The 18416-nt window shown below is 62.9% G+C and carries 17 protein-coding genes; 6 read left to right on the plus strand and 11 right to left on the minus strand.

The annotated features are described in order from the left end of the window. Nucleotides 1-7: 7 nt before the first annotated feature. Together efeO and efeU are read right to left on the minus strand one after the other, a co-directional pair. Complete coding sequence (efeO, locus tag ACKJSM_RS24090; RefSeq protein ID WP_410239066.1) at nucleotides 8-1207, minus strand: iron uptake system protein EfeO; 1200 nt, start codon at nucleotides 1205-1207, stop codon at nucleotides 8-10. A gap of 8 nt (nucleotides 1208-1215) precedes the next feature. Then, a complete protein-coding gene (gene efeU / locus ACKJSM_RS24095) occupies nucleotides 1216-2055 on the minus strand; it encodes an iron uptake transporter permease EfeU (protein WP_236179265.1) in 840 nt (279 codons plus the stop codon). 179 nt (nucleotides 2056-2234) lie between these two features. Between efeU and ACKJSM_RS24100 the strand changes: the two genes are divergently transcribed. The 6 genes from ACKJSM_RS24100 (at nucleotide 2235) to ACKJSM_RS24125 (ending at nucleotide 9033) form a co-directional block, all read left to right on the plus strand. Beyond that, nucleotides 2235-3251: an AraC family transcriptional regulator gene (locus tag ACKJSM_RS24100; RefSeq protein WP_236179267.1), complete on the plus strand. Its 1017-nt coding sequence runs from the start codon at nucleotides 2235-2237 to the stop codon at nucleotides 3249-3251. Between the two features lie 211 nt (nucleotides 3252-3462). After that, nucleotides 3463-5127 (plus strand): AMP-binding protein, encoded by a 1665-nt coding sequence (locus tag ACKJSM_RS24105; RefSeq protein ID WP_410239067.1) that lies wholly within the window; start codon nucleotides 3463-3465, stop codon nucleotides 5125-5127. 16 nt (nucleotides 5128-5143) lie between these two features. Further along, complete coding sequence (locus ACKJSM_RS24110; RefSeq protein WP_410239068.1) at nucleotides 5144-5905, plus strand: SDR family NAD(P)-dependent oxidoreductase; 762 nt, start codon at nucleotides 5144-5146, stop codon at nucleotides 5903-5905. Between the two features lie 12 nt (nucleotides 5906-5917). Next, nucleotides 5918-7108 carry an acetyl-CoA C-acyltransferase gene (locus ACKJSM_RS24115; RefSeq protein WP_410239069.1) on the plus strand — a complete coding sequence of 397 codons (1191 nt, stop codon included), beginning with the start codon at nucleotides 5918-5920 and terminating at the stop codon, nucleotides 7106-7108. Between the two features lie 9 nt (nucleotides 7109-7117). Further along, nucleotides 7118-8245: an acyl-CoA dehydrogenase gene (locus ACKJSM_RS24120; RefSeq protein ID WP_410239070.1), complete on the plus strand. Its 1128-nt coding sequence runs from the start codon at nucleotides 7118-7120 to the stop codon at nucleotides 8243-8245. Between the two features lie 14 nt (nucleotides 8246-8259). Next, nucleotides 8260-9033, plus strand: coding sequence for an enoyl-CoA hydratase (locus tag ACKJSM_RS24125; RefSeq protein ID WP_236179286.1), 774 nt, complete (start codon nucleotides 8260-8262; stop codon nucleotides 9031-9033). Nucleotides 9034-9070: 37 nt separating this feature from the next. On the opposite strand, the gene ACKJSM_RS24130 is transcribed toward ACKJSM_RS24125, so the two are convergent. The 9 genes from ACKJSM_RS24130 to ACKJSM_RS24170 form a co-directional block, all read right to left on the minus strand. Next, complete coding sequence (locus ACKJSM_RS24130) at nucleotides 9071-10222, minus strand: acyl-CoA dehydrogenase family protein (protein WP_039768643.1); 1152 nt, start codon at nucleotides 10220-10222, stop codon at nucleotides 9071-9073. Nucleotides 10223-10225: 3 nt separating this feature from the next. Next, entirely contained in the window at nucleotides 10226-11332 is a 1107-nt protein-coding gene (locus ACKJSM_RS24135) for an enoyl-CoA hydratase/isomerase family protein (protein ID WP_410239071.1), read from the minus strand. A gap of 189 nt (nucleotides 11333-11521) precedes the next feature. Further along, a complete protein-coding gene (locus ACKJSM_RS24140; RefSeq protein ID WP_410239072.1) occupies nucleotides 11522-12208 on the minus strand; it encodes an HPP family protein in 687 nt (228 codons plus the stop codon). A 157-nt stretch (nucleotides 12209-12365) separates the two neighbouring features. Continuing rightward, entirely contained in the window at nucleotides 12366-13544 is a 1179-nt protein-coding gene (locus ACKJSM_RS24145; protein WP_410239073.1) for an MFS transporter, read from the minus strand. Between the two features lie 16 nt (nucleotides 13545-13560). After that, complete coding sequence (locus tag ACKJSM_RS24150; protein ID WP_410239074.1) at nucleotides 13561-14913, minus strand: MmgE/PrpD family protein; 1353 nt, start codon at nucleotides 14911-14913, stop codon at nucleotides 13561-13563. After that, nucleotides 14910-15800 carry a polysaccharide deacetylase family protein gene (locus ACKJSM_RS24155; RefSeq protein WP_410239075.1) on the minus strand — a complete coding sequence of 297 codons (891 nt, stop codon included), beginning with the start codon at nucleotides 15798-15800 and terminating at the stop codon, nucleotides 14910-14912. The genes ACKJSM_RS24150 and ACKJSM_RS24155 overlap by 4 nt, the downstream gene beginning before the upstream one ends. After that, on the minus strand, nucleotides 15793-16641 hold the full coding sequence (locus ACKJSM_RS24160) for a polysaccharide deacetylase family protein (RefSeq protein WP_410239076.1): 849 nt from the start codon (nucleotides 16639-16641) through the stop codon (nucleotides 15793-15795). The genes ACKJSM_RS24155 and ACKJSM_RS24160 overlap by 8 nt, the downstream gene beginning before the upstream one ends. A gap of 141 nt (nucleotides 16642-16782) precedes the next feature. Continuing rightward, nucleotides 16783-17607, minus strand: coding sequence for an ABC transporter substrate-binding protein (locus tag ACKJSM_RS24165; RefSeq protein ID WP_236179320.1), 825 nt, complete (start codon nucleotides 17605-17607; stop codon nucleotides 16783-16785). 39 nt (nucleotides 17608-17646) lie between these two features. Next, a complete protein-coding gene (locus tag ACKJSM_RS24170; protein ID WP_039768627.1) occupies nucleotides 17647-18411 on the minus strand; it encodes an amino acid ABC transporter ATP-binding protein in 765 nt (254 codons plus the stop codon). Between the last annotated feature and the right edge of the window lie 5 nt (nucleotides 18412-18416).

Below are 18416 nucleotides of genomic sequence, written 5' to 3' on the forward strand. Positions count from 1 at the left end.
CTTCTGCTTACAGGCCGGAGAGGCCGAGGGCGGGATCAATGGCGTCGAGGGCGTCGGCCAGGGCCTTGGCCTTGTCGGCGATCTGCTTGCGTTGCTCACCGTTGACGGTGTCGTAACTCGCGTAGCCGTCCTTGACCTTGAAGCCGTTCAGCGTGGTATCGAAATCAGCCAGCGCGCCGTCGATTTTCGGCAGCAGCTCGGCGGCGGATTTGCTCAGCAGCGGGCGCAGCAATTCGACGACTTTGTGCGCCGTCTCCAGGTTGGCTGCGAAGCCGTTGAGATCACCGTGGCTGTAGCGTTCCTCTTCGCCGCTGGCGGCGCGCACGTCGGCGAGGGTGTTGAGGTTGCGCACGACGATTTGCACCAGTTGCTCCGGCGGCAGCGACTGGGCCAGCAGTTGCTGTTTCAGCGTGGTGACGTTGTCGAGCAAGCCTTGGGCAATCGGTGTCAGGCCATCGAGTTTGCGTTGCTGGAACAGCGCGTATTCGAGGCGATGGAAGCCGACGAAGGCCGGATCCTGCTCGCGTTTTTCGAAGTAATCGGCGCGGGCGTTGATGCGGTTGTCCAGCTCCGCCAGGCGTTGTGCGGCCGGCGCCAGACGCTGATACGCGGCGCGGGCCGGCAAATACAACGCCTGGGCCTGAGCCAGATCGCCGCTGTCGATGGCATGATTGAGCGCCGTCACGGCTTTGATCAGCGCGCTGCCCTGGCTGGCCAGGTAGACGCGGAACTCCGACAACGGGCCGACGAAGGCCACCATCGATGGCTTGGCCTTGGCGGCCGCATCGGAGGCAGCGGTTGGTGTCACGTGCAGGGTGCCGTGCGGGTTGCTCAGCAGGCCGCAGGTGATGGCGTAGTCGCCGGGTTGCAGGTTGGCGTTGATCACCTGGCTCAGGCCCGGCGCGATGTTCTCGCGCTCTTCGATCACCAGCACGCCGTCGAGGATTTCCCATTCCACCGCCCGGTCGGAGCGGTTGACGATGCGGAAACTGGCGCGGCCGGCCGGCACCGTCAGGGCGTTCGGTTCGCAACGGTGCGGATGGATGTTCACCACCACTTCGTCGCGGTTGTGCTGACGTTTGGCGGCGGCCAGTTTCGAGGCGTAGTAGAACAGGCCACCGGCGGCGATCATCACGACCACCGAACCGGCCACCGCCCAGCGCAAGGCGCGGGGAGGCGAGGCCTGAGGAATATTAGGCTTTGACATGAAGGCCCTTATTGGCTGGAAACGGAAGACGATTGGGCAGCAGGCTTGGGCGCGGGCATGAAGAACATGACCAGCGCCACCAGCAGATAAATCAGGTACGCGCCGAGGGTGCTGACGGTTGGTGCATCCTGATAACCGAACATGCCGGCCAGCACCGAGCCCAACGGGCCATCCATCGGCAGCGTCGCGCTGAAGTCGAAAAGCACGGTTTGCAGGTGGTTCCACACCCCGGCTTCATGCAGGGCCTGCACCGAGTTGGCGAGAATCCCGGCGGCGACCACGAGGATGAACAGCCCGGTCCAGCGGAAGAACGCCGACAGGTTCAAACGCATGCTGCCGCTGTAAATCAGCAAGCCGACGACGACCGCCAGGATCAGGCCGAGCAGGGCGCCGATCGGTGCGGCCGGGCCTTCGCTCTGCTGGAACACGGCGAGCAGGAAAAACACGGTTTCCAGACCTTCACGGGCCACGGCGAAAAACACCATGGCGATCAGCGCGATGACCTGATGCTTCGAAGCGGTCAGCGCCTGGTCGAGGGAAGCTTGCAGCGAGTGCTTGATCGAGCGCGCGACCTTGCGCATCCAGAACACCATGGAACTGAGAATGCCCACGGCCACCAACCCGACCACGCCTTCGAACAGTTCCTGCTGCTTTTGCGGGAATTCGGCGCTGACCAGTTCCAGGCCACCACCGACCAGCAAGGCCAGCGCAGCGGCGAGAAACACCCCGATCCAGACCGCGGGCATCCACTGGCCACGGCCGGTCTGTTGCAGGTAACTGGCGATGATGCCAACGATCAGCGCGGCTTCGATGCCTTCACGCAACATGATCAAAAAGGGAACGAGCATTCGACGATCACTGTGTAACGAATTGAGGTTACAAGTTGTAACATAATGAAAGTCATTCTCACATGGCATTCATTGGCATTTACCTGAACCTCAGCTGAACAAGTCTGAACATCCACGTCGCCCCGTCAGCTGCGCTAAGATGCCCGCCACTCGAACAACAACAGGATTCAGCGGGTTCCATGTCGGAAAAAGACACCATCGCCATTCAACTGGTGCGCGAAGCACTGCTGCAAAGTTGTGCCCCGGGCGTGGCCACGGACGAAGTCTTGAGCAAGGTCGGGATTGAACCGGCGCTGCTGTCCACCGATGACGCCCGCGTGCCGGCCAGTCAGTACGCGCGGTTGTGGCGCCTGTTGGCGCGGCGCGGCGATGACGAGTTCTTTGGCATGGACCCGCGCAAGCTGAAATCCGGCAGCCTGGCGTTCCTCTGCCGCAGCGCCATGGCCCAGCCGAATCTGGCTGCGGGGCTGAGCAGCGGTCTGAATTTTCTGTCGTTGATGCTCGAACGCATGCCGGCGCAACTGGTGCACCAGCAGAGTCTGGCGGAGATCGTCCTGCTGGAGGACGACCCCGAGCCGCGTCGCGCCTTCACTTACTTCACGTATTGGATGATCGTTCACGGCGTGGCGTGCTGGCTGGCGGGGCGGCGGATTCCGATCCTGGCCATCGAGCTGCGCTGTCCGGCACCGGATTTCTGTGATGACTATCGGGTGATGTTCTCCGAGAACCTGCGCTTCGACCGGCCACGCACGCGGATGATTTTCGCCGCCGATGTGCTGGATCTGCCGATCAAGCGCAGCGCCGAAGAGTTGAAACGCTTCCTGGCCCATGCCCCGGCCAACATTCTGGTGAAGTACCGCGACCCGGAAAGCCTGGCCAGCCGTATCAAGCAGGATCTGCGGCAGCTGCCCGCCGAACATTGGCCGGAAACCGATACGCTGGCCCAGCAGTTGTGCATGTCGGCCTCGACCCTGCGCCGACGTCTGGCGGAAGAAGGTCAGACCTATCAGGGCCTGAAGGACAGCGTGCGCAAGGAGCTGGCGATCACCTGGCTGGCGGAGCCTGCGATCAGTTTTGCCGACATCGCCACGCGGCTGGGGTTTGCCGATGCCAGTTCGTTCTACAAGGCGTTTCGCAAGTGGTCAGGAACCAATCCGGGGCACTATCGCAGCTTGATCCTCAACGAGGCGGTCTGATCCGGCCCCGACTCACCGCCAACTCTCGTTACCACGCTCTGCGTGGGAACGATCATCGCGCTACCGTGTGGGAGCGATCAAAGTCCGGAACCTTGGCCAAACCAGTCATCCACTTTGAGGGCTTTGACCATTGCCGCAGCCGGCCTGCGGCGCGAGTATTCCCCTGTTGTTTACGCTTCCCCAACCTAATAAGAACAGAGGGATTCTGGCAATGCGCGATTACTTGTCTGCCACCGCACAGTTTGATTATCAGCACACCGTGGACGCCGCGCTCAGCGGCACGCTCGAGGCGCTCAACGCTTGCGTCGAATGCTGTGACCGCCACGCCTTGCCGGGGCGCATCGCGCTGTTCTGGGAAGGCCGCGACGGCGCCAGTGCAACGTACACGTTCAACGATCTGCAGGACAAAGCCGCGCGCTTCGCCAATTTCCTTCTCGCCCAGGGCGTGCAGAAAGGCGACAAGGTCGCCGGCCTGCTGCCGCGCAACATCGAATTGTTGATCACCGTGTTCGCCACCTGGCGCATCGGCGCGGTGTATCAACCGCTGTTCACCGCGTTCGGCCCCAAAGCCCTCGAGCATCGCCTGAACAGCTCCGGCGCCAAAGTGGTGGTCACCGACGCCGTCAACCGGCCGAAACTCGCCGAAGTTGCCGATTGCCCCACGCTGGTCACGGTCGGCGGTCCTAAAGGCCAGGGCATCGTCCGTGGCGACTTCAGTTTCTGGTCCGAGCTGCCCAACCATTCCAATGTCTGCGAACCGCTGATGCTGACCGGCGAAGACCCGTTCCTGCTGATGTTCACCTCCGGCACCACCGGCCCGTCAAAAGCGCTGTCGGTGCCGCTCAAGGCCATCGTCGCGTTCCAGAGCTACACCCGCGATGCCGTGGATCTGCGCCCGGAAGATGCTTTCTGGAACGTCGCCGATCCGGGCTGGGCCTACGGCATTTATTTCGGTGTTACCGGCCCGTTGTCGATGGGTCATCCGATCACGTTCTACGATGGCCCGTTCACCCTCGAAAGTACCTGCCGGGTCATCAACAAGTACGGCATCACCAACCTCACCGGTTCGCCCACGGCATATCGCCTGCTGATTGCCGGCGGCGATGAGTTCGCCCAATCGATCAAGGGCAAGCTGCGCATCGTCAGCAGCGCCGGTGAGCCGTTGAACCCGGAAGTGATCCGCTGGTTCGCCGACAACCTCGGCGTGGTCATTCACGACCACTACGGCCAGACCGAACTGGGCATGGTCCTGTGCAACCACCACGGCCTGCAACACCCGATCCACCTCGGTGCCGCCGGTTTCGCTTCGCCGGGCCATCGCATCGTGGTGCTTGACGAGCAGAACAACGAACTCGGCGTCGGCCAGCCCGGCATTCTCGCCATCGACCGCACACAGTCGCCGATGTGCTGGTTCGCCGGTTATGAAGGCGCACCGACCAAAGCCTTCGTCGGCGATTACTACCTGAGCGGCGACACCGTCGAGTGGAACCCGGACGGCAGCATCAGCTTCGTTGGCCGCAGCGATGATGTCATCACCACTTCCGGCTACCGGGTCGGCCCGTTCGACGTGGAAAGCGCACTGATCGAACACCCTGCCGTCGTTGAAGCGGCAGTGGTCGGCAAACCCGATCCGGAGCGCACCGAGCTGGTCAAAGCGTTCGTTGTGCTCAACCCGCAATACCGTGCCGAACCGGCGTTGGCCGAAGAACTGCGCCAGCACGTGCGCAAACGTCTGGCCGCGCATTCGTACCCCCGTGAAATCGAATTTGTCAGCGAGTTGCCGAAAACCCCGAGCGGCAAATTGCAGCGCTTTATCTTGCGCAACCAGGAAATCGCCAAGGCTCAAGAGGCCGCGGCGCACAACGTTTCAGCTTGAATCCAAGGAAACCGTCATGCAGATCGAGAACAAGGTTTTTATCGTCACCGGCGGCGCGTCCGGCCTGGGTGCCGCCACCGCTGAGTTGCTGGTGAGCGGCGGCGCCAAAGTGATGCTGGTGGACCTGAACGCCGACGCCGTCGCCGCCCAGGCCCAGCGCCTTGGCGCGCAAAGCGTAGTGGCCGACATCAGCAACGAAGCCGCCGCCGAAGCCGCCGTGCAGGCGACCGTAAAAGCCTTCGGCAGCCTCAACGGGCTGGTGAACTGCGCCGGCATCGTTCGCGGCGAGAAGATCCTGGGCAAGAATGGCCCACATGCGCTTTCCAGTTTCGCTCAGGTAATCAACGTCAACCTGATCGGCAGCTTCAACATGCTACGTCTGGCGGCCGCTGCGATTGCCGAAAGCGAAGCCAACGCTGACGGCGAACGTGGCGTGATCATCAACACCGCCTCCGTGGCGGCGTTCGACGGTCAGATCGGCCAGGCCGCGTATTCCGCGTCCAAAGGCGCCATCGCCAGCCTGACCCTGCCTGCCGCCCGCGAACTGGCGCGCTTCGGCATCCGCGTGATGACCATCGCCCCGGGCATCTTCGAAACCCCGATGATGGCCGGCATGACCCCGGAAGTGCGCGACTCGCTGGCCGCCGGCGTACCGTTCCCGCCGCGTCTGGGCAAACCTGCCGAATACGCCGCGCTGGTGCGGCATATCATTGAAAACAGCATGCTCAACGGCGAGGTGATCCGTCTCGACGGCGCCTTGCGCATGGCCGCCAAGTAAGGAGGATTTCCCATGACTATGTCCAACGATCCGATTGTCATCGTCAGCGCCGTCCGCACCCCGATGGGCGGTTTTCAGGGCGAACTGAAAAGCCTGACCGCGCCACAACTCGGCGCTGCCGCGATCAAGGCGGCGGTTGAACGCGCCGGTGTCGCCGCCGATGCAGTCGATGAAGTGCTGTTCGGCTGCGTATTGCCGGCCGGCCTCGGTCAGGCGCCTGCGCGTCAGGCCGCACTGGGCGCCGGGCTGGACAAGTCCACCCGTTGCACCACGGTCAACAAGATGTGCGGCTCGGGCATGGAAACCACCATTCTGGCCCACGATATGCTGCTGGCCGGCAGCGCTGACGTGGTGATCGCCGGCGGCATGGAAAGCATGTCCAACGCGCCGTACTTGCTGGACCGCGCTCGCGCCGGCTATCGCATGGGCCACGGCCGGGTGCTGGATTCGATGTTCCTCGACGGCCTCGAAGACGCCTACGACAAGGGCCGCCTGATGGGCACCTTCGCCGAGGATTGCGCCGAAACCAACGGCTTCAGTCGCGAGGCTCAGGACGCTTTCGCCATCGCCTCGACCACCCGCGCCCAACAGGCGATCAAGGATGGCAGCTTCAAGGACGAAATCGTTCCGCTGACCGTGACCGTGGGCAAGGAGCAAGTCGTTATCAGCAACGACGAGCAGCCGCCAAAAGCCAAACTGGACAAGATCGCCTCGCTGAAGCCGGCGTTCCGCGAGGGCGGTACTGTGACGGCGGCCAACTCCAGCTCGATCTCCGACGGCGCCGCCGCACTGGTCCTGATGCGCCAGTCGCAAGCGCAGCAACAAGGTCTGAAACCGCTGGCGGTGATTCACGGCCACGCAGCCTTTGCTGACACCCCGGGCCTGTTCCCGGTGGCACCGATCGGCGCGATCAAGAAGCTGATGAAGAAAACCGGCTGGTCGCTGGATCAGGTCGATCTGTTCGAAGTCAACGAAGCCTTTGCCGTGGTCGGCATGGCGGCGATGACCCACCTGGAAATCCCTCACGACAAGCTCAACATCCATGGCGGCGCCTGCGCCCTGGGCCACCCGATCGGTGCCTCCGGTGCGCGGATTCTGGTGACCTTGCTCTCGGCCCTGCGCCAGAAAGGCCTGAAACGTGGTGTCGCGGCGATTTGCATCGGCGGCGGTGAGGCCACGGCGATGGCGGTGGAATGCATTTAAGGATTTGCCATGATTCCCAATGACGACCAACAACAAATCCGCGACATGGCCCGGCAGTTTGCCGAGGAACGGCTCAAACCGTTCGCCGCCGAATGGGATCGCGAGCACCGCTTCCCGAAAGAAGCCATCGGCGAAATGGCCGAACTGGGTTTCTTCGGCATGCTGGTGCCAGAGCAGTGGGGCGGTTGCGACACCGGTTACCTGGCCTACGCCATGGCCCTGGAAGAAATCGCCGCCGGCGACGGCGCCTGTTCGACCATCATGAGCGTGCACAACTCGGTGGGTTGTGTGCCGATCCTCACGTTCGGCAATGACGACCAGCGCGAGCGCTTCCTCAAACCGCTGGCCAGCGGCGCGATGCTCGGTGCCTTCGCGTTGACCGAACCGCAGGCCGGTTCCGACGCCAGCAGCCTGAAAACCCGCGCACGGCTGGAAGGCGATCACTACGTGCTCAACGGCTGCAAACAGTTCATCACCTCCGGGCAGAACGCCGGGATCGTGATCGTGTTTGCCGTCACCGACCCGAGCGCCGGCAAGCGCGGGATCAGCGCCTTCATCGTGCCGACCGATTCGCCGGGCTACAAAGTCGCCCGCATCGAAGACAAGCTCGGCCAGCACGCTTCGGACACCTGCCAGATTCTGTTCGAAGACGTGAAAGTGCCGGTGGCCAATCGGCTGGGTGAGGAGGGCGAGGGCTACAAGATTGCCCTGGCCAACCTCGAAGGTGGCCGCGTCGGCATCGCTTCGCAAGCGGTGGGCATGGCCCGCGCCGCGTTCGAAGCGGCGCGTGATTACGCCCGCGAGCGCGATACTTTCGGCAAGCCCATCATCGAGCACCAGGCTGTGGCGTTCCGTCTGGCGGACATGGCGACCCAGATCGCCGTGGCACGGCAGATGGTGCATTACGCCGCCGCCCTGCGCGACAGCGGTCAACCAGCGCTGGTGGAAGCGTCGATGGCCAAACTGTTCGCCTCGGAAATGGCCGAGAAAGTCTGCTCCATGGCGTTGCAAACCCTCGGCGGTTACGGTTACCTCAACGACTTCCCGCTGGAGCGCATCTACCGCGACGTGCGGGTCTGCCAGATCTACGAAGGCACCAGCGACATTCAGCGCATGGTCATTTCGCGCAATCTTTGAGAAGGAATCTGCACATGAGTTACGAAACGATTTTGCTGGAAACCCATGGCCGCGTCGGCCTGATTACCCTCAATCGCCCGCAGGCACTGAACGCCCTCAACGCGCAACTGGTCAGCGAAGTGAACCGCGCGCTCGATGGTTTCGAAGCCGACGCGAACATTGGCTGCATCGTCATCACCGGCTCGACCAAAGCCTTTGCCGCCGGCGCCGACATCAAGGAAATGGCTGATCTGACCTACCCGCAGATCTACATGGACGACCTGTTCAGCGACAGCGACCGCGTGGCCAACCGCCGCAAGCCGATCATCGCGGCGGTCAACGGTTTTGCCCTCGGCGGTGGCTGTGAACTGGCGCTGATGTGCGACTTCATCCTGGCCGGCGACAACGCCAAATTCGGCCAGCCGGAAATCAACCTCGGCGTGCTGCCGGGCATGGGCGGCACCCAGCGCCTGACCCGCGCCGTGGGCAAGGCCAAGGCCATGGAAATGTGCCTGAGCGGCCGCATGATCGACGCCGTGGAAGCCGAGCGCTGCGGCATTGTTGCGCGGATCGTGCCGAGTGCCGAGTTGCTGGATGAGGCGCTGAACGTCGCGGCGGTGATCGCCAGCAAATCGCTGCCGATTGCGATGATGGTCAAGGAAAGCGTCAACCGCGCCTTTGAAGTGAATCTGACTGAAGGCGTGCGATTCGAGCGCCGGGTGTTCCATGCAGCATTTGCGACGCAGGATCAGAAGGAAGGGATGGCGGCGTTTGTGGCGAAGCGGCCGGCTGAGTTCCAGGGCAAGTAATGGAGTTCGCCCCCACGCTTTGCGTGGGGGCGATCAGTCAGAGCTGGTAGTTCTTCAACTCCCGAGCAATCACCATCCGCTGTATCTCGCTCGACCCCTCATAAATCTGGGTAATCCGCGCATCCCGGTAATACTTCTCAACCGGGTAATCCTCCAGATACCCATACCCGCCATGGATCTGAATCGCTGACGAGCACACCTTCTCAGCCATTTCCGATGCAAACAGCTTGGCCTGCGAAGCCTCCGACAGACAGGGTTTGCCCGCCGTGCGCAGCCGCGCCGCGTGCAGGATCATCAAGCGTGCCGCGTTGATCTGCATCTGCATGTCCGCCAGCAGGTTGGCGATGCTCTGGTGTTCGACAATCGCCTTGCCGAACTGCACCCGATCACGGGCGTAACCCAGCGCCGCTTCGAACGCTGCACGGGCGATGCCCAATGCTTGCGCCGCGATACCGATGCGTCCGCCTTCCAGGTTGGAAAGGGCAATCGCCAAACCTTTACCGCGTTCACCCAGCAGATTGGCTTCGGGAATGCTGCAGTTGTTCAGCGTCACCGCGCAGGTGTCGGAGGCGCGAATGCCCATCTTGTGTTCGGTACGGTCGACGATGAAGCCCGGCGTGTCGGTCGGCACCAGAAACGCCGAGATCCCACGCTTGCCCAGATCCGGATCGGTCACGGCAAACACGATCGCCAGTTTCGCCCGCTTGCCGTTGCTGACAAATTGCTTGGCGCCGTTGATCACCCATTGGCCGTCGCGCAGTTCGGCGCGGGTGCGCAGGTTGTGCGCTTCGGAGCCGGCCTGGGGTTCGGTCAGGCAGAAACAGCCGATTACCGCGCCGCTGGCCAGATCCGCCAGCCAGGTCTGTTTCTGTTCTTCGCTGCCGTAGTTGAGCACCGGCCCACAGCCCACCGAGTTGTGGATGCTCATGAACGCGCCGGTGGCGCCGTCACCGGCGGAGATCTCTTCCACTGCCAGCGCATAGGCCACGTAGTCAACGTAAGTGCCGCCCCATTCCTCAGGCACCACCATGCCCAGCAGGCCCAGCTCGCCCATTTTCGCCACCAGGCCATCATCGATCCAGCCAGCCTTTTCCCAGGCTTGTGCGTGGGGTGCGATTTCGCCACGGGCAAAGTCCCGGGCCATGTCGCGGATCATGACCTGGTCTTCAGTCAATTCGAGATCGTGCATGGCTCAGCTCCCGCTCTCAGCGAAACCGTGGAAGAAACTCTCGACCTGTTCGGCGTGCAGCCCGGCCAGGGTCGGCGGATTCCAGCGTGGTGATTTGTCTTTGTCGATCAGCAAGGCGCGCACGCCTTCGATCAGGTCGCCGCGTTCGAACCACTGGCGATCCAGATGCAGTTCGAGGGCGAAGCAGTGTTCCAGGCTCAGATGACGGCCGCGACGGAGCATTTCCAGGGTCACGCCCATGGCCAGCGGCGAGCGGGTTTCCAGCAGGTCAGCGGTGGTGGTTGCCCATTCGTGGCTGTCGGCGACGGTCACGGCACGCAGTTGCTCGACAATGCTCGGCACGTCCGGCAAGGCGAAGAAGTGGTCGATGGCCGGGCGCAAGGCTTGAAGCGGCGCGTCCGGCAGGGTTTGCACGGCGTGGCGGGCGAGCAGGCTTTGCAGATCCTTCAACGGCGTGTCGTGCCATTGCAACTGGTCGAGCTGTTCGTCGAGGGTGCCGAGTTTGCTGCTGTCCAGGTACCAGTCGGCCAGCCCGCAATACAGCGCATCCGCCGCGCGGATCTGCACGCCGCTGACGCCCAGGTAAATCCCCAGTTCGCCAGGAATGCGCGGCAGGAAATAACTGCCACCGACATCCGGGAAATACCCGATCGCCACTTCGGGCATCGCCAGACGGCTCTTCTCGGTGACCACCCGCAGATCGGCGCCTTGCACCAGGCCCATGCCGCCGCCGAGAACGAAACCGTCCATCAGCGCCAGCACCGGTTTGCGGTAGTGGTGGATCGTCAGGTCGAGGGCGTATTCCTCGACGAAGAAATCTTCGTGCAGCGTGTCGCCGCTTTTATGGCTGTCGTACAGGGAACGAATGTCGCCACCGGCACAGAAGGCTTTTTCGCCGGCACCGCGCAGCACCACCGCGTGGATATCGGCATCGGCGGCCCAGGCATCCAGCTGCTGCTGGAGCTGGCGCACCATGTTGAGGGTCAGGGCATTGAGGCCGGCGGGGCGGTTGAGGGTCAGGTGACCGATGTGGTTGCGAACCTCGGCCAGCACTTCGTGTGGCGTGGCATCCATGGACGAAGTCCGCGGGGATGAAGCCTGAGCAGTCATCACTAACTCCCTGCTTTTATTGTCTTTATTCGAGAAGCTCGCACGCGAGCGTTAGCCGATCGTAACAGTGCAAATTTGCCGTGTACAACGGGGATATGTGCACGGGCTGTCTGCATTTTTACCTTAGGCTAAATGCACGGGATCGCGGCTTCTTTTCAATCGACAACGCTGACAGGGACAGGCCCGGACTCAGCTGAACACCTGGCCAATGCTCCGCCGCCTGGCGTGCCGTTCACTGGCATGAATCAACTGCTCCAGATCCTCCGGCGTGACGTCGATAAACGCTTCCATCTGCGCCAGCGCCAATTTCAGATCTTGCGCCGTGATGGACTGAATATCCATCGGTGCCACGGCCGGCGCCGGTTCCGCGGGGCGTTTCGGGTAGCGGATGCGGGTCAGGTTGTTGTAGGCCAGTGCACCCAGCAGCAGGCAGGCGGCGCTGAGCATCACCGGTTCCAGGGCTTTCCAGTCCATGGCGATGGTCATCGGGTCGGCCAGCACCATGGTCAACGCGACGGCGCCGGCCGGCGGGTGCAGGCAGCGCAGCCAGCACATCAGGATCAGTGCCATGCCCGCCGCGAGGCACGCACTGCCCAGGGTTCGGCCGAGCACATGGGCCACCAGCAACGCGACGACACCGGCGCACAGGTAGCCGCCGATGATCGACCACGGCTGGGCGAGGGCGCCGGAGGACACCGCGAACAGCAGCACCGCCGAGGCGCCCAGCGGGCCGATCAGGTGGTAGGCCACTTCAATGCCGAACACCTGACTGCACGCCCACACGCTGAACAACGTGCCCAGCGCCATGCCGATGGCGGCGCGGCTCCATTCGGCGGGGCGGGTGTTGATGGCGGCGGGCAACCAGCGAGCGAGCATGCAGAATCGATCCTTTGCGAAATTCAGGGCAAAAAAAAGGACTTGTCCGTCAATGCGGAAAGTCCTTCGAAGTGTTCCAGCTATTGGGGGAGGAACGCGCACAGTGTGCCAAGCAATCACGATGCTGACAAATTCATATAAATGCAGTTTCAGTGCATTATTTATGAAGTAAAGCCACGCGCCGCCCGCTCATGAAACACAGGAACCCGCCCATCGCCGTCAGTGCGCTGAGGGCGTAGAACATGGTCGGCGCCGGCGTGTGCATCAGCAGGAAGCCGCAGATCACCGGGCTCAGCGCGCCGCCGAGGGCCGCGAGGTTCTGCGCGCCGTAATAGCTGCCGCGCAGTTCTTCCGGGGCCAGGGTGTCGACGAACAGGAATTCCGACGGGTAAATGATCATCTCGCCGAGGGTGAAGATGAACATCGCGATGCACCACGTCACCAGGCTGTCGGCGAGGCTGAAGCCGATCAAACCGAGGATGAACAGGCTGGTGCCGGCGGCGATCCAGTAGCGCAGTTTTTCCCGGTTGAGGAAACGACCGATCTGGTATTGCAGCAGGATCACCGCGATGGCGTTGCAGGCGAGCAGGGCGGCCATGGTTTGCAACGCGCGCTGCGAGTCTTCGACCACCAGCAGGTATTGCGACAGGTACAGGGTGAAGCGGCCATGGACCACGGTGCTGAGCAGACAGCCGCAGGTGAACATGATCAGCGTGCGGTCGTTTTTCAGGGTGATCAGGGTCTTCAGGAAGCTTTGCGGCTGGCCGATCGCGGCGACCGGGCTGGCGTCCTTCGGGATGCCGATCATCAGGAAGATGCTGCCGAAAGCGATGCCCGCGGCCATCAGGAACGGCGCAATCGGGTACACCCCGGCGATCACCACGCCGAGCATCGGGCCGGTGGCGTAACCGATGTTGGTCAGCGTATAGCGCAGGGAAAACGCCTTGGCCCGTTGGCTCATGGGCAGGTTTTCACTGAGGATCGCCTTGGAGCCGATGAGGAACAGCGCCGAGGCGGTTTCAGTGATGACCAGGGTGGCGGTCGTCAGGTACAGGTCTTGGGCGAAGGTCAGCAGCACGAAGCCGACGGCGCTGGAGAGCATCGCCAGAATCAGCAACCGGCGTTTCTCCAGCCGGTCGATGATGTAGCCGCCGTACAGCGCGAGCAGGGTGGCGATGAACACCGCGATGCCCAGCAACAACCCGACATCCTGTTGGTTGAGGCCGAGTTTGTGACTCAAAAACAGCGTGAGCAACGGACTGGTGATGGCGCGGCTGACGACGATGGTCAGCGAAACGATCATCAGGCGGCGGATAACGAGCGAGTAGGTGGCCACGGAAAATCAAATGTCCTTATTCGGTTAACAGGTGCTCGAGATCGCGCACGGAATCCAGCGTTTGCAGTTGCCGCAGTTGCGCCCGTAACGGCTCGGCCTTGAGCGGTGAAAGCACTCGCAACGCCAGACTGAAAAACTTCGCCTCCAGCGCCGCCTCGCTCAACGGATTGCCCGGCGCCCCCAGCGGCACCTCGACACACAGACTCGCCTGACGCCCGTCGCGGGTTCGAACAACGACCAGCGGCTCGCCATCCTCCGCCAGTCGCTCATCCACTTCAAGGCGAATGCGCGTCAGCCAGTGGGCGATTTGCGGATCGTTGCGTGGCTGCTCATCGTAAGCCTCTAGCTGGCAATGGCCATGCACCAGTCGTGCGGCGAGGGCGTAGGGCAGGCTCATCTGCGCGGCGGCCAGGCTGCGAGTGTCGCGACCGCCGCACATGTCGAGCAGAAACCCGCACAGGTTGACCTGGACGTCTTCCACCTGATCCGCGCCGACCTGCAACTGTTCCAACAACAACCCGAGCGCATCGATGGCCGAATGAGTGCCACGGCAGGCGGCGTAGGGCTTGATCGAACAGCGCGCGAGTTTCCAGACCTGGCCCAATTCAGCATCCAGCGCATCCGGTTGCGCGCTGCCCGGCGCCAGGGTCTTGAGAAAGCCACCCCAGACATCCTCGAACAACACCGACGGCCCACTGACGCCTTCGCGGGCAAAACGCGCCGCCAGCAAACCGCCCTCGGCCGCCCGGCCACTGTGCAGTTTCTTGCTCTGCGAGCCGTCATGAATGAACGCCCACAAGCCGCCGCTGAAACTGCCGGCGATGCCCAGCGCCGACACGGTTTGCGCCGCATCCAGCGCAAAGACCCGCGCACAGGCCGCCGCCGCGCCGAACACGCCGCAGGTGGCGGTGGAATGCCAGCCGGCGCCGTTGTGCGCCGAATAACTGCCGCAGGCTTCCAGCACCCGTCGGCCGATCTCGTAGCCAATGACCACGGCGGTGATGAACTCGCGACCGTCCACCGGCCGATCCACCAATGACAAAGCCGCCATCACCGCTGGCAACACCACCGCGCCGGAGTGATCGCAACCGCCGGTGTCGTCCAGCTCCAGTGCGTGGGCGGCGATGCCGTTGAGCAAGGCGGCATGCCCCGGGCCGACCCGCAACGATGAACCCCAGACCAACGCGGTGCCCGACTCGGCACCGAACACCTGGCGCGCCTGAAGCGCCACCGCACTGTCGGCTCCGGCCAGCGCCGCGCCGAAGGTATCGAGAATGTGCCGCTTGGCTTGTTCCACCAACGCCGGCGGCAGGTCTTCAAACCGCGTTTCGACGCAAAACTGCGCCAGCCGCTGCATGCGTTCGGTCATACAAGGTAGTCCCGATAATGGCGCTCATACACCGACGCCGGATGATCCTGCGCGACCGGCGCCGCGGTTTGCGCCCACCACTGCGCGACTTCGGCGCCGGTGGCGATCCACACGTCGTCATGCTGCTGAATGCCTTGCAGCAATTCGCGCAGCACACCGATGCGCCCCGGTGTGGCGATGATTTCCGGGTGCAGACGCAGCACGTAGCACAGGCCGAAGCGATGGAACCCGGCGAAGTCCATTTGCAGGTTGCCCAGGGTGTGGCTGTAGGAGGCGATCCGTGATTGCGCCGGCGGCACGGCCGGGCTCAGGTTGAAGGCGAAATAGGGTTCGTCTTCCAGTTCGTAATGCAGCGGCAACTCGACCACTTCGGGCGCGGTCGGGTGCAAAAAAGGCAGATCATCGCCACGCCATGATGACGACCAGTGAATGCCATGACCTTTCAAGGCTTCGATGAAGCCCGGCGCGCCGTTGCCCGCCGGAATCCGGAAGCCGGTCGGATGCACGCCGGTCAACGCTTGCAGCGCTGCGCAGCCCTTGGCGACGTCCGCGCTTTGCGCCGCCAGATCCAGCGTGTCGTAATCCTGATGGCGGTAGCCGGCGCAGGCGATTTCATGGCCGTCAGCCTGGATCGTCGCGATGTGCTGCGGGTTTTCCTCGGCGACGATGCCGGGCACGAACCAACTGCTGCGTACCCCGAGTTCCCTGAACAGGCCGAGCAAACGCTCGACGCCCCGTTGCGTGCCGTAGCGCCACACCGACAGCGTCTTGTCGCGCCCGGCGACTTCCGGGGCCTGGGTGAGAATGCCGTGGATATCGTTGTAATCGACGGTCAGCACCACCGCGCAGCGTTTGCCGGCGGGCCAGAGGTTGTCAGCGTCAGCCATGGTGATGCTCCTTCAGCCACCAGCGGGCGACGTCGCGGCACGTAGCGAACCACACGTCATCGCGTTGGCGCATGTGTTCGAAGAGTTTTTCCAGCAACAGGACGCGCCCCGGTTTGCCGGTGATTTTCGGGTGGAACAGGGTGGTCAGGCACAGGCCTTCGTCCATCGCGCCGTCGTATTCGCGTTGCCAGTTGTCGAGGGTCAGCTCGTAGCTGGCGGTGCGGTCGAGCCCGGACGGGAAGTTCGGGGCGCGGGTGTAGGCGAGGGAGGCGTAGTCGTCCATTTCCCAGCGACCGGGGATCTCCACCAGCGGTGTGTCGTGGCCGGGGACGTTGACCAGATACGGGCGATCGTCGCCGCGCATGCTGCTGGAATAGATGACACCGTTGTCGGCCAGCATCGCCGGGGTCTCGGCGCGCCAGTCGCCGGACGGGGTGCGAAAACCTTCGGCGCGGATGTGCAGGTATTGCCAGAACACGTCGCGGGACTTGTTCATCACGGCCTGCTGCTGGTCCAGCGTCAGGCTGTAGAAGGATTCGTGTTTGTAACCGTGGTAGGCGACTTCATGACCGCGCTCAACAATGGCCTGGCACTGTTTCGGCCAGTTTTCCACGACCCACGCGGGGACGAAGAAGGTGGTCGGGATCTTGAAGGCGTCGAGCAGATCCAGCAGGCGTGGCAAGGCGCGGTAGGGGCCGTAGCCGCCGAAGCCGAAGTATTCGGGTTTGTGCCAGATCGAGTTGTTGAGCATGGCGTCGCCGGTCGGGCCGTCGAGGTCGAAGGCCAGGGCGAGGCAGGCTTTGTGCGGGGCGGGCCAGGTGGGTTGGGGTGGGGAGGACATCACAGCGCTCCGATACTCATCTGTAGGAACTGCCGAAGGCTGCGATCTTTGTTCGGGACGCAGAGCGTCCCTGGCTGCATTCCCACGCAGAGCGTGGGAACGATCCATCAAAAGATCGCAGCGGGCATCAGTGGCGAGGCCTTACTTGCCCGCGTTGATGGTCACGTTCTTGATCGCACCCAGCTCCAGATCCCATTTCTTCAGGATCGCGTTGTAGCTGCCGTCATCCACCATGCTCTGCAGCGCCACCTTCACCGCCTCACTCAGCTCAGGCTTCTTCTTGCTCACACCCAGCCCGGTGAACTGCACGGAGATCGGCTGGCCGACCGTCTTGTACATGTCCTTTTCCTGGGTCTTGAGGTACGACAGGGTTTCGCTGCCCTGCATCGCCGCGTCGATACGGCTCTGGCGCAGTTGGGCGCGGGCGTCGGCCGAGCCTTCGGTGCCGATCACGTTGATTGCAGGCTTGCCCGCGGCTTCACAGTGGGCCTTGCTCCACTCGGCGATTTCCGCCGGGAACGTGGTGCGGCGGCTGGTGCCAACTTTCTTGCCACACAGGTCGATGATCTCGTTGGTCGCGGTGTTTTTCTGCAAGGTGTAGAACTGCGGGCCGCTGGTGAAGTAGTCGACGAAGGTCACGCTGGCCTGACGTTCGGCGGTGTCGGTCATGCCCGACAGAACCATGTCCACGCGCTCGGTGGTCAGGGCGTTGATCATTTGCTCGAAGCCGGTTTCCTGCCACTTGATCTTCACCCCGAGGCGTTCGGCCAGGGCGTTGCCCAGGTCGTAATCCAGGCCGGTGAGCGTGTTGGTGGCCGGGTCCTTGAAATCCATCGGCGGATAGTTGGGCATGATCGCGACGACGATCTCGCCTTTCTCCTTGATGCTGGCCGGTAACTCGGCGGCCACGGCGACACCGCAAGACATGAGGGAGGTGAGTACTGCTGGAATGACGAAGTTCTTCATGGACGTTCTCTTATGAATGTTGTGAAGGCCAAAGGGGCCTCAGGTTCGAACGGCAGAAATGAAGCTTTGGGTGCGTGGGTTTTGCGGACTTATTAGTATTTCTTCGGGGCTTCCAGCCTCCACGATCTGCCCGCCGTCCATGAACACCATGCGGTTGGAAACCTCCCGGGCGAAGCCCAGTTCATGGGTGACGACGATCATGGTCATGCCGGTCTGCGCCAGATCGCGCATCACCGACAGCACCTCACCGACCAGTTCCGGGTCGAGTGCCGAAGTGGGTTCATCGAACAGCATCAGCTTGGGGCGCATGGCCAGGGCGCGGGCAATCGCCACCCGTTGCTGCTGACCGCCCGACAGTTCAATCGGGTAGCTGTTGCGTTTGTCGGCCAGGCCGACCCGGGCCAGCAGTTCCAGGGCCTCTTCGTGCGCTTCCTTGGGCGAACGCTTGAGCACCTGGCACGGGCCTTCGATGATGTTTTGCAGCACAGTCATGTGCGGGAACAGGTTGAAGCGCTGGAACACCATGCCGGTGGCCAGGCGCTGGCGGGCAATCTGCGACTCGTTGAGTTCGTGCAGTTTGTGCCCGACGACGCGGTAGCCGACCAGTTCGCCGTCGACCCACAGGCCGCCCTTGTCGATCTTCTCCAGCTGATTGACGCAGCGCAGCAGGGTGCTCTTGCCCGAGCCGGACGGGCCGATGATGCACAGCACTTCACCTTGCTCGACTTCGATGTTGATGTCCTTGAGCGCGTGGTACTGGTCGTAATATTTGTTCAGGCTCACGGCCTTGACGATGTTTCTCATGACGG

The organism is Pseudomonas sp. PHC1, assembly GCF_046487845.1.
GTDB lineage: Bacteria > Pseudomonadota > Gammaproteobacteria > Pseudomonadales > Pseudomonadaceae > Aquipseudomonas > Aquipseudomonas sputi.

Excerpts from the sequence above, each read along its gene's own strand:
- ACKJSM_RS24170 (WP_039768627.1), bottom strand. The coding sequence starts at position 18,411 with ATGAGAAACATCGTCAAGGCCGTGAGCCTGAACAAATATTACGACCAG.
- efeU (WP_236179265.1), bottom strand. The coding sequence starts at position 2,055 with ATGCTCGTTCCCTTTTTGATCATGTTGCGTGAAGGCATCGAAGCCGCG.
- efeO (WP_410239066.1), bottom strand. The coding sequence starts at position 1,207 with ATGTCAAAGCCTAATATTCCTCAGGCCTCGCCTCCCCGCGCCTTGCGC.
- ACKJSM_RS24160 (WP_410239076.1), bottom strand. The coding sequence starts at position 16,641 with ATGTCCTCCCCACCCCAACCCACCTGGCCCGCCCCGCACAAAGCCTGC.
- ACKJSM_RS24135 (WP_410239071.1), bottom strand. The coding sequence starts at position 11,332 with ATGACTGCTCAGGCTTCATCCCCGCGGACTTCGTCCATGGATGCCACG.
- ACKJSM_RS24110 (WP_410239068.1), top strand. The coding sequence starts at position 5,144 with ATGCAGATCGAGAACAAGGTTTTTATCGTCACCGGCGGCGCGTCCGGC.
- ACKJSM_RS24125 (WP_236179286.1), top strand. The coding sequence starts at position 8,260 with ATGAGTTACGAAACGATTTTGCTGGAAACCCATGGCCGCGTCGGCCTG.
- ACKJSM_RS24165 (WP_236179320.1), bottom strand. The coding sequence starts at position 17,607 with ATGAAGAACTTCGTCATTCCAGCAGTACTCACCTCCCTCATGTCTTGC.
- ACKJSM_RS24140 (WP_410239072.1), bottom strand. The coding sequence starts at position 12,208 with ATGCTCGCTCGCTGGTTGCCCGCCGCCATCAACACCCGCCCCGCCGAA.
- ACKJSM_RS24150 (WP_410239074.1), bottom strand. The coding sequence starts at position 14,913 with ATGACCGAACGCATGCAGCGGCTGGCGCAGTTTTGCGTCGAAACGCGG.
- ACKJSM_RS24155 (WP_410239075.1), bottom strand. The coding sequence starts at position 15,800 with ATGGCTGACGCTGACAACCTCTGGCCCGCCGGCAAACGCTGCGCGGTG.
- ACKJSM_RS24130 (WP_039768643.1), bottom strand. The coding sequence starts at position 10,222 with ATGCACGATCTCGAATTGACTGAAGACCAGGTCATGATCCGCGACATG.
- ACKJSM_RS24105 (WP_410239067.1), top strand. The coding sequence starts at position 3,463 with ATGCGCGATTACTTGTCTGCCACCGCACAGTTTGATTATCAGCACACC.
- ACKJSM_RS24100 (WP_236179267.1), top strand. The coding sequence starts at position 2,235 with ATGTCGGAAAAAGACACCATCGCCATTCAACTGGTGCGCGAAGCACTG.
- ACKJSM_RS24115 (WP_410239069.1), top strand. The coding sequence starts at position 5,918 with ATGACTATGTCCAACGATCCGATTGTCATCGTCAGCGCCGTCCGCACC.
- ACKJSM_RS24120 (WP_410239070.1), top strand. The coding sequence starts at position 7,118 with ATGATTCCCAATGACGACCAACAACAAATCCGCGACATGGCCCGGCAG.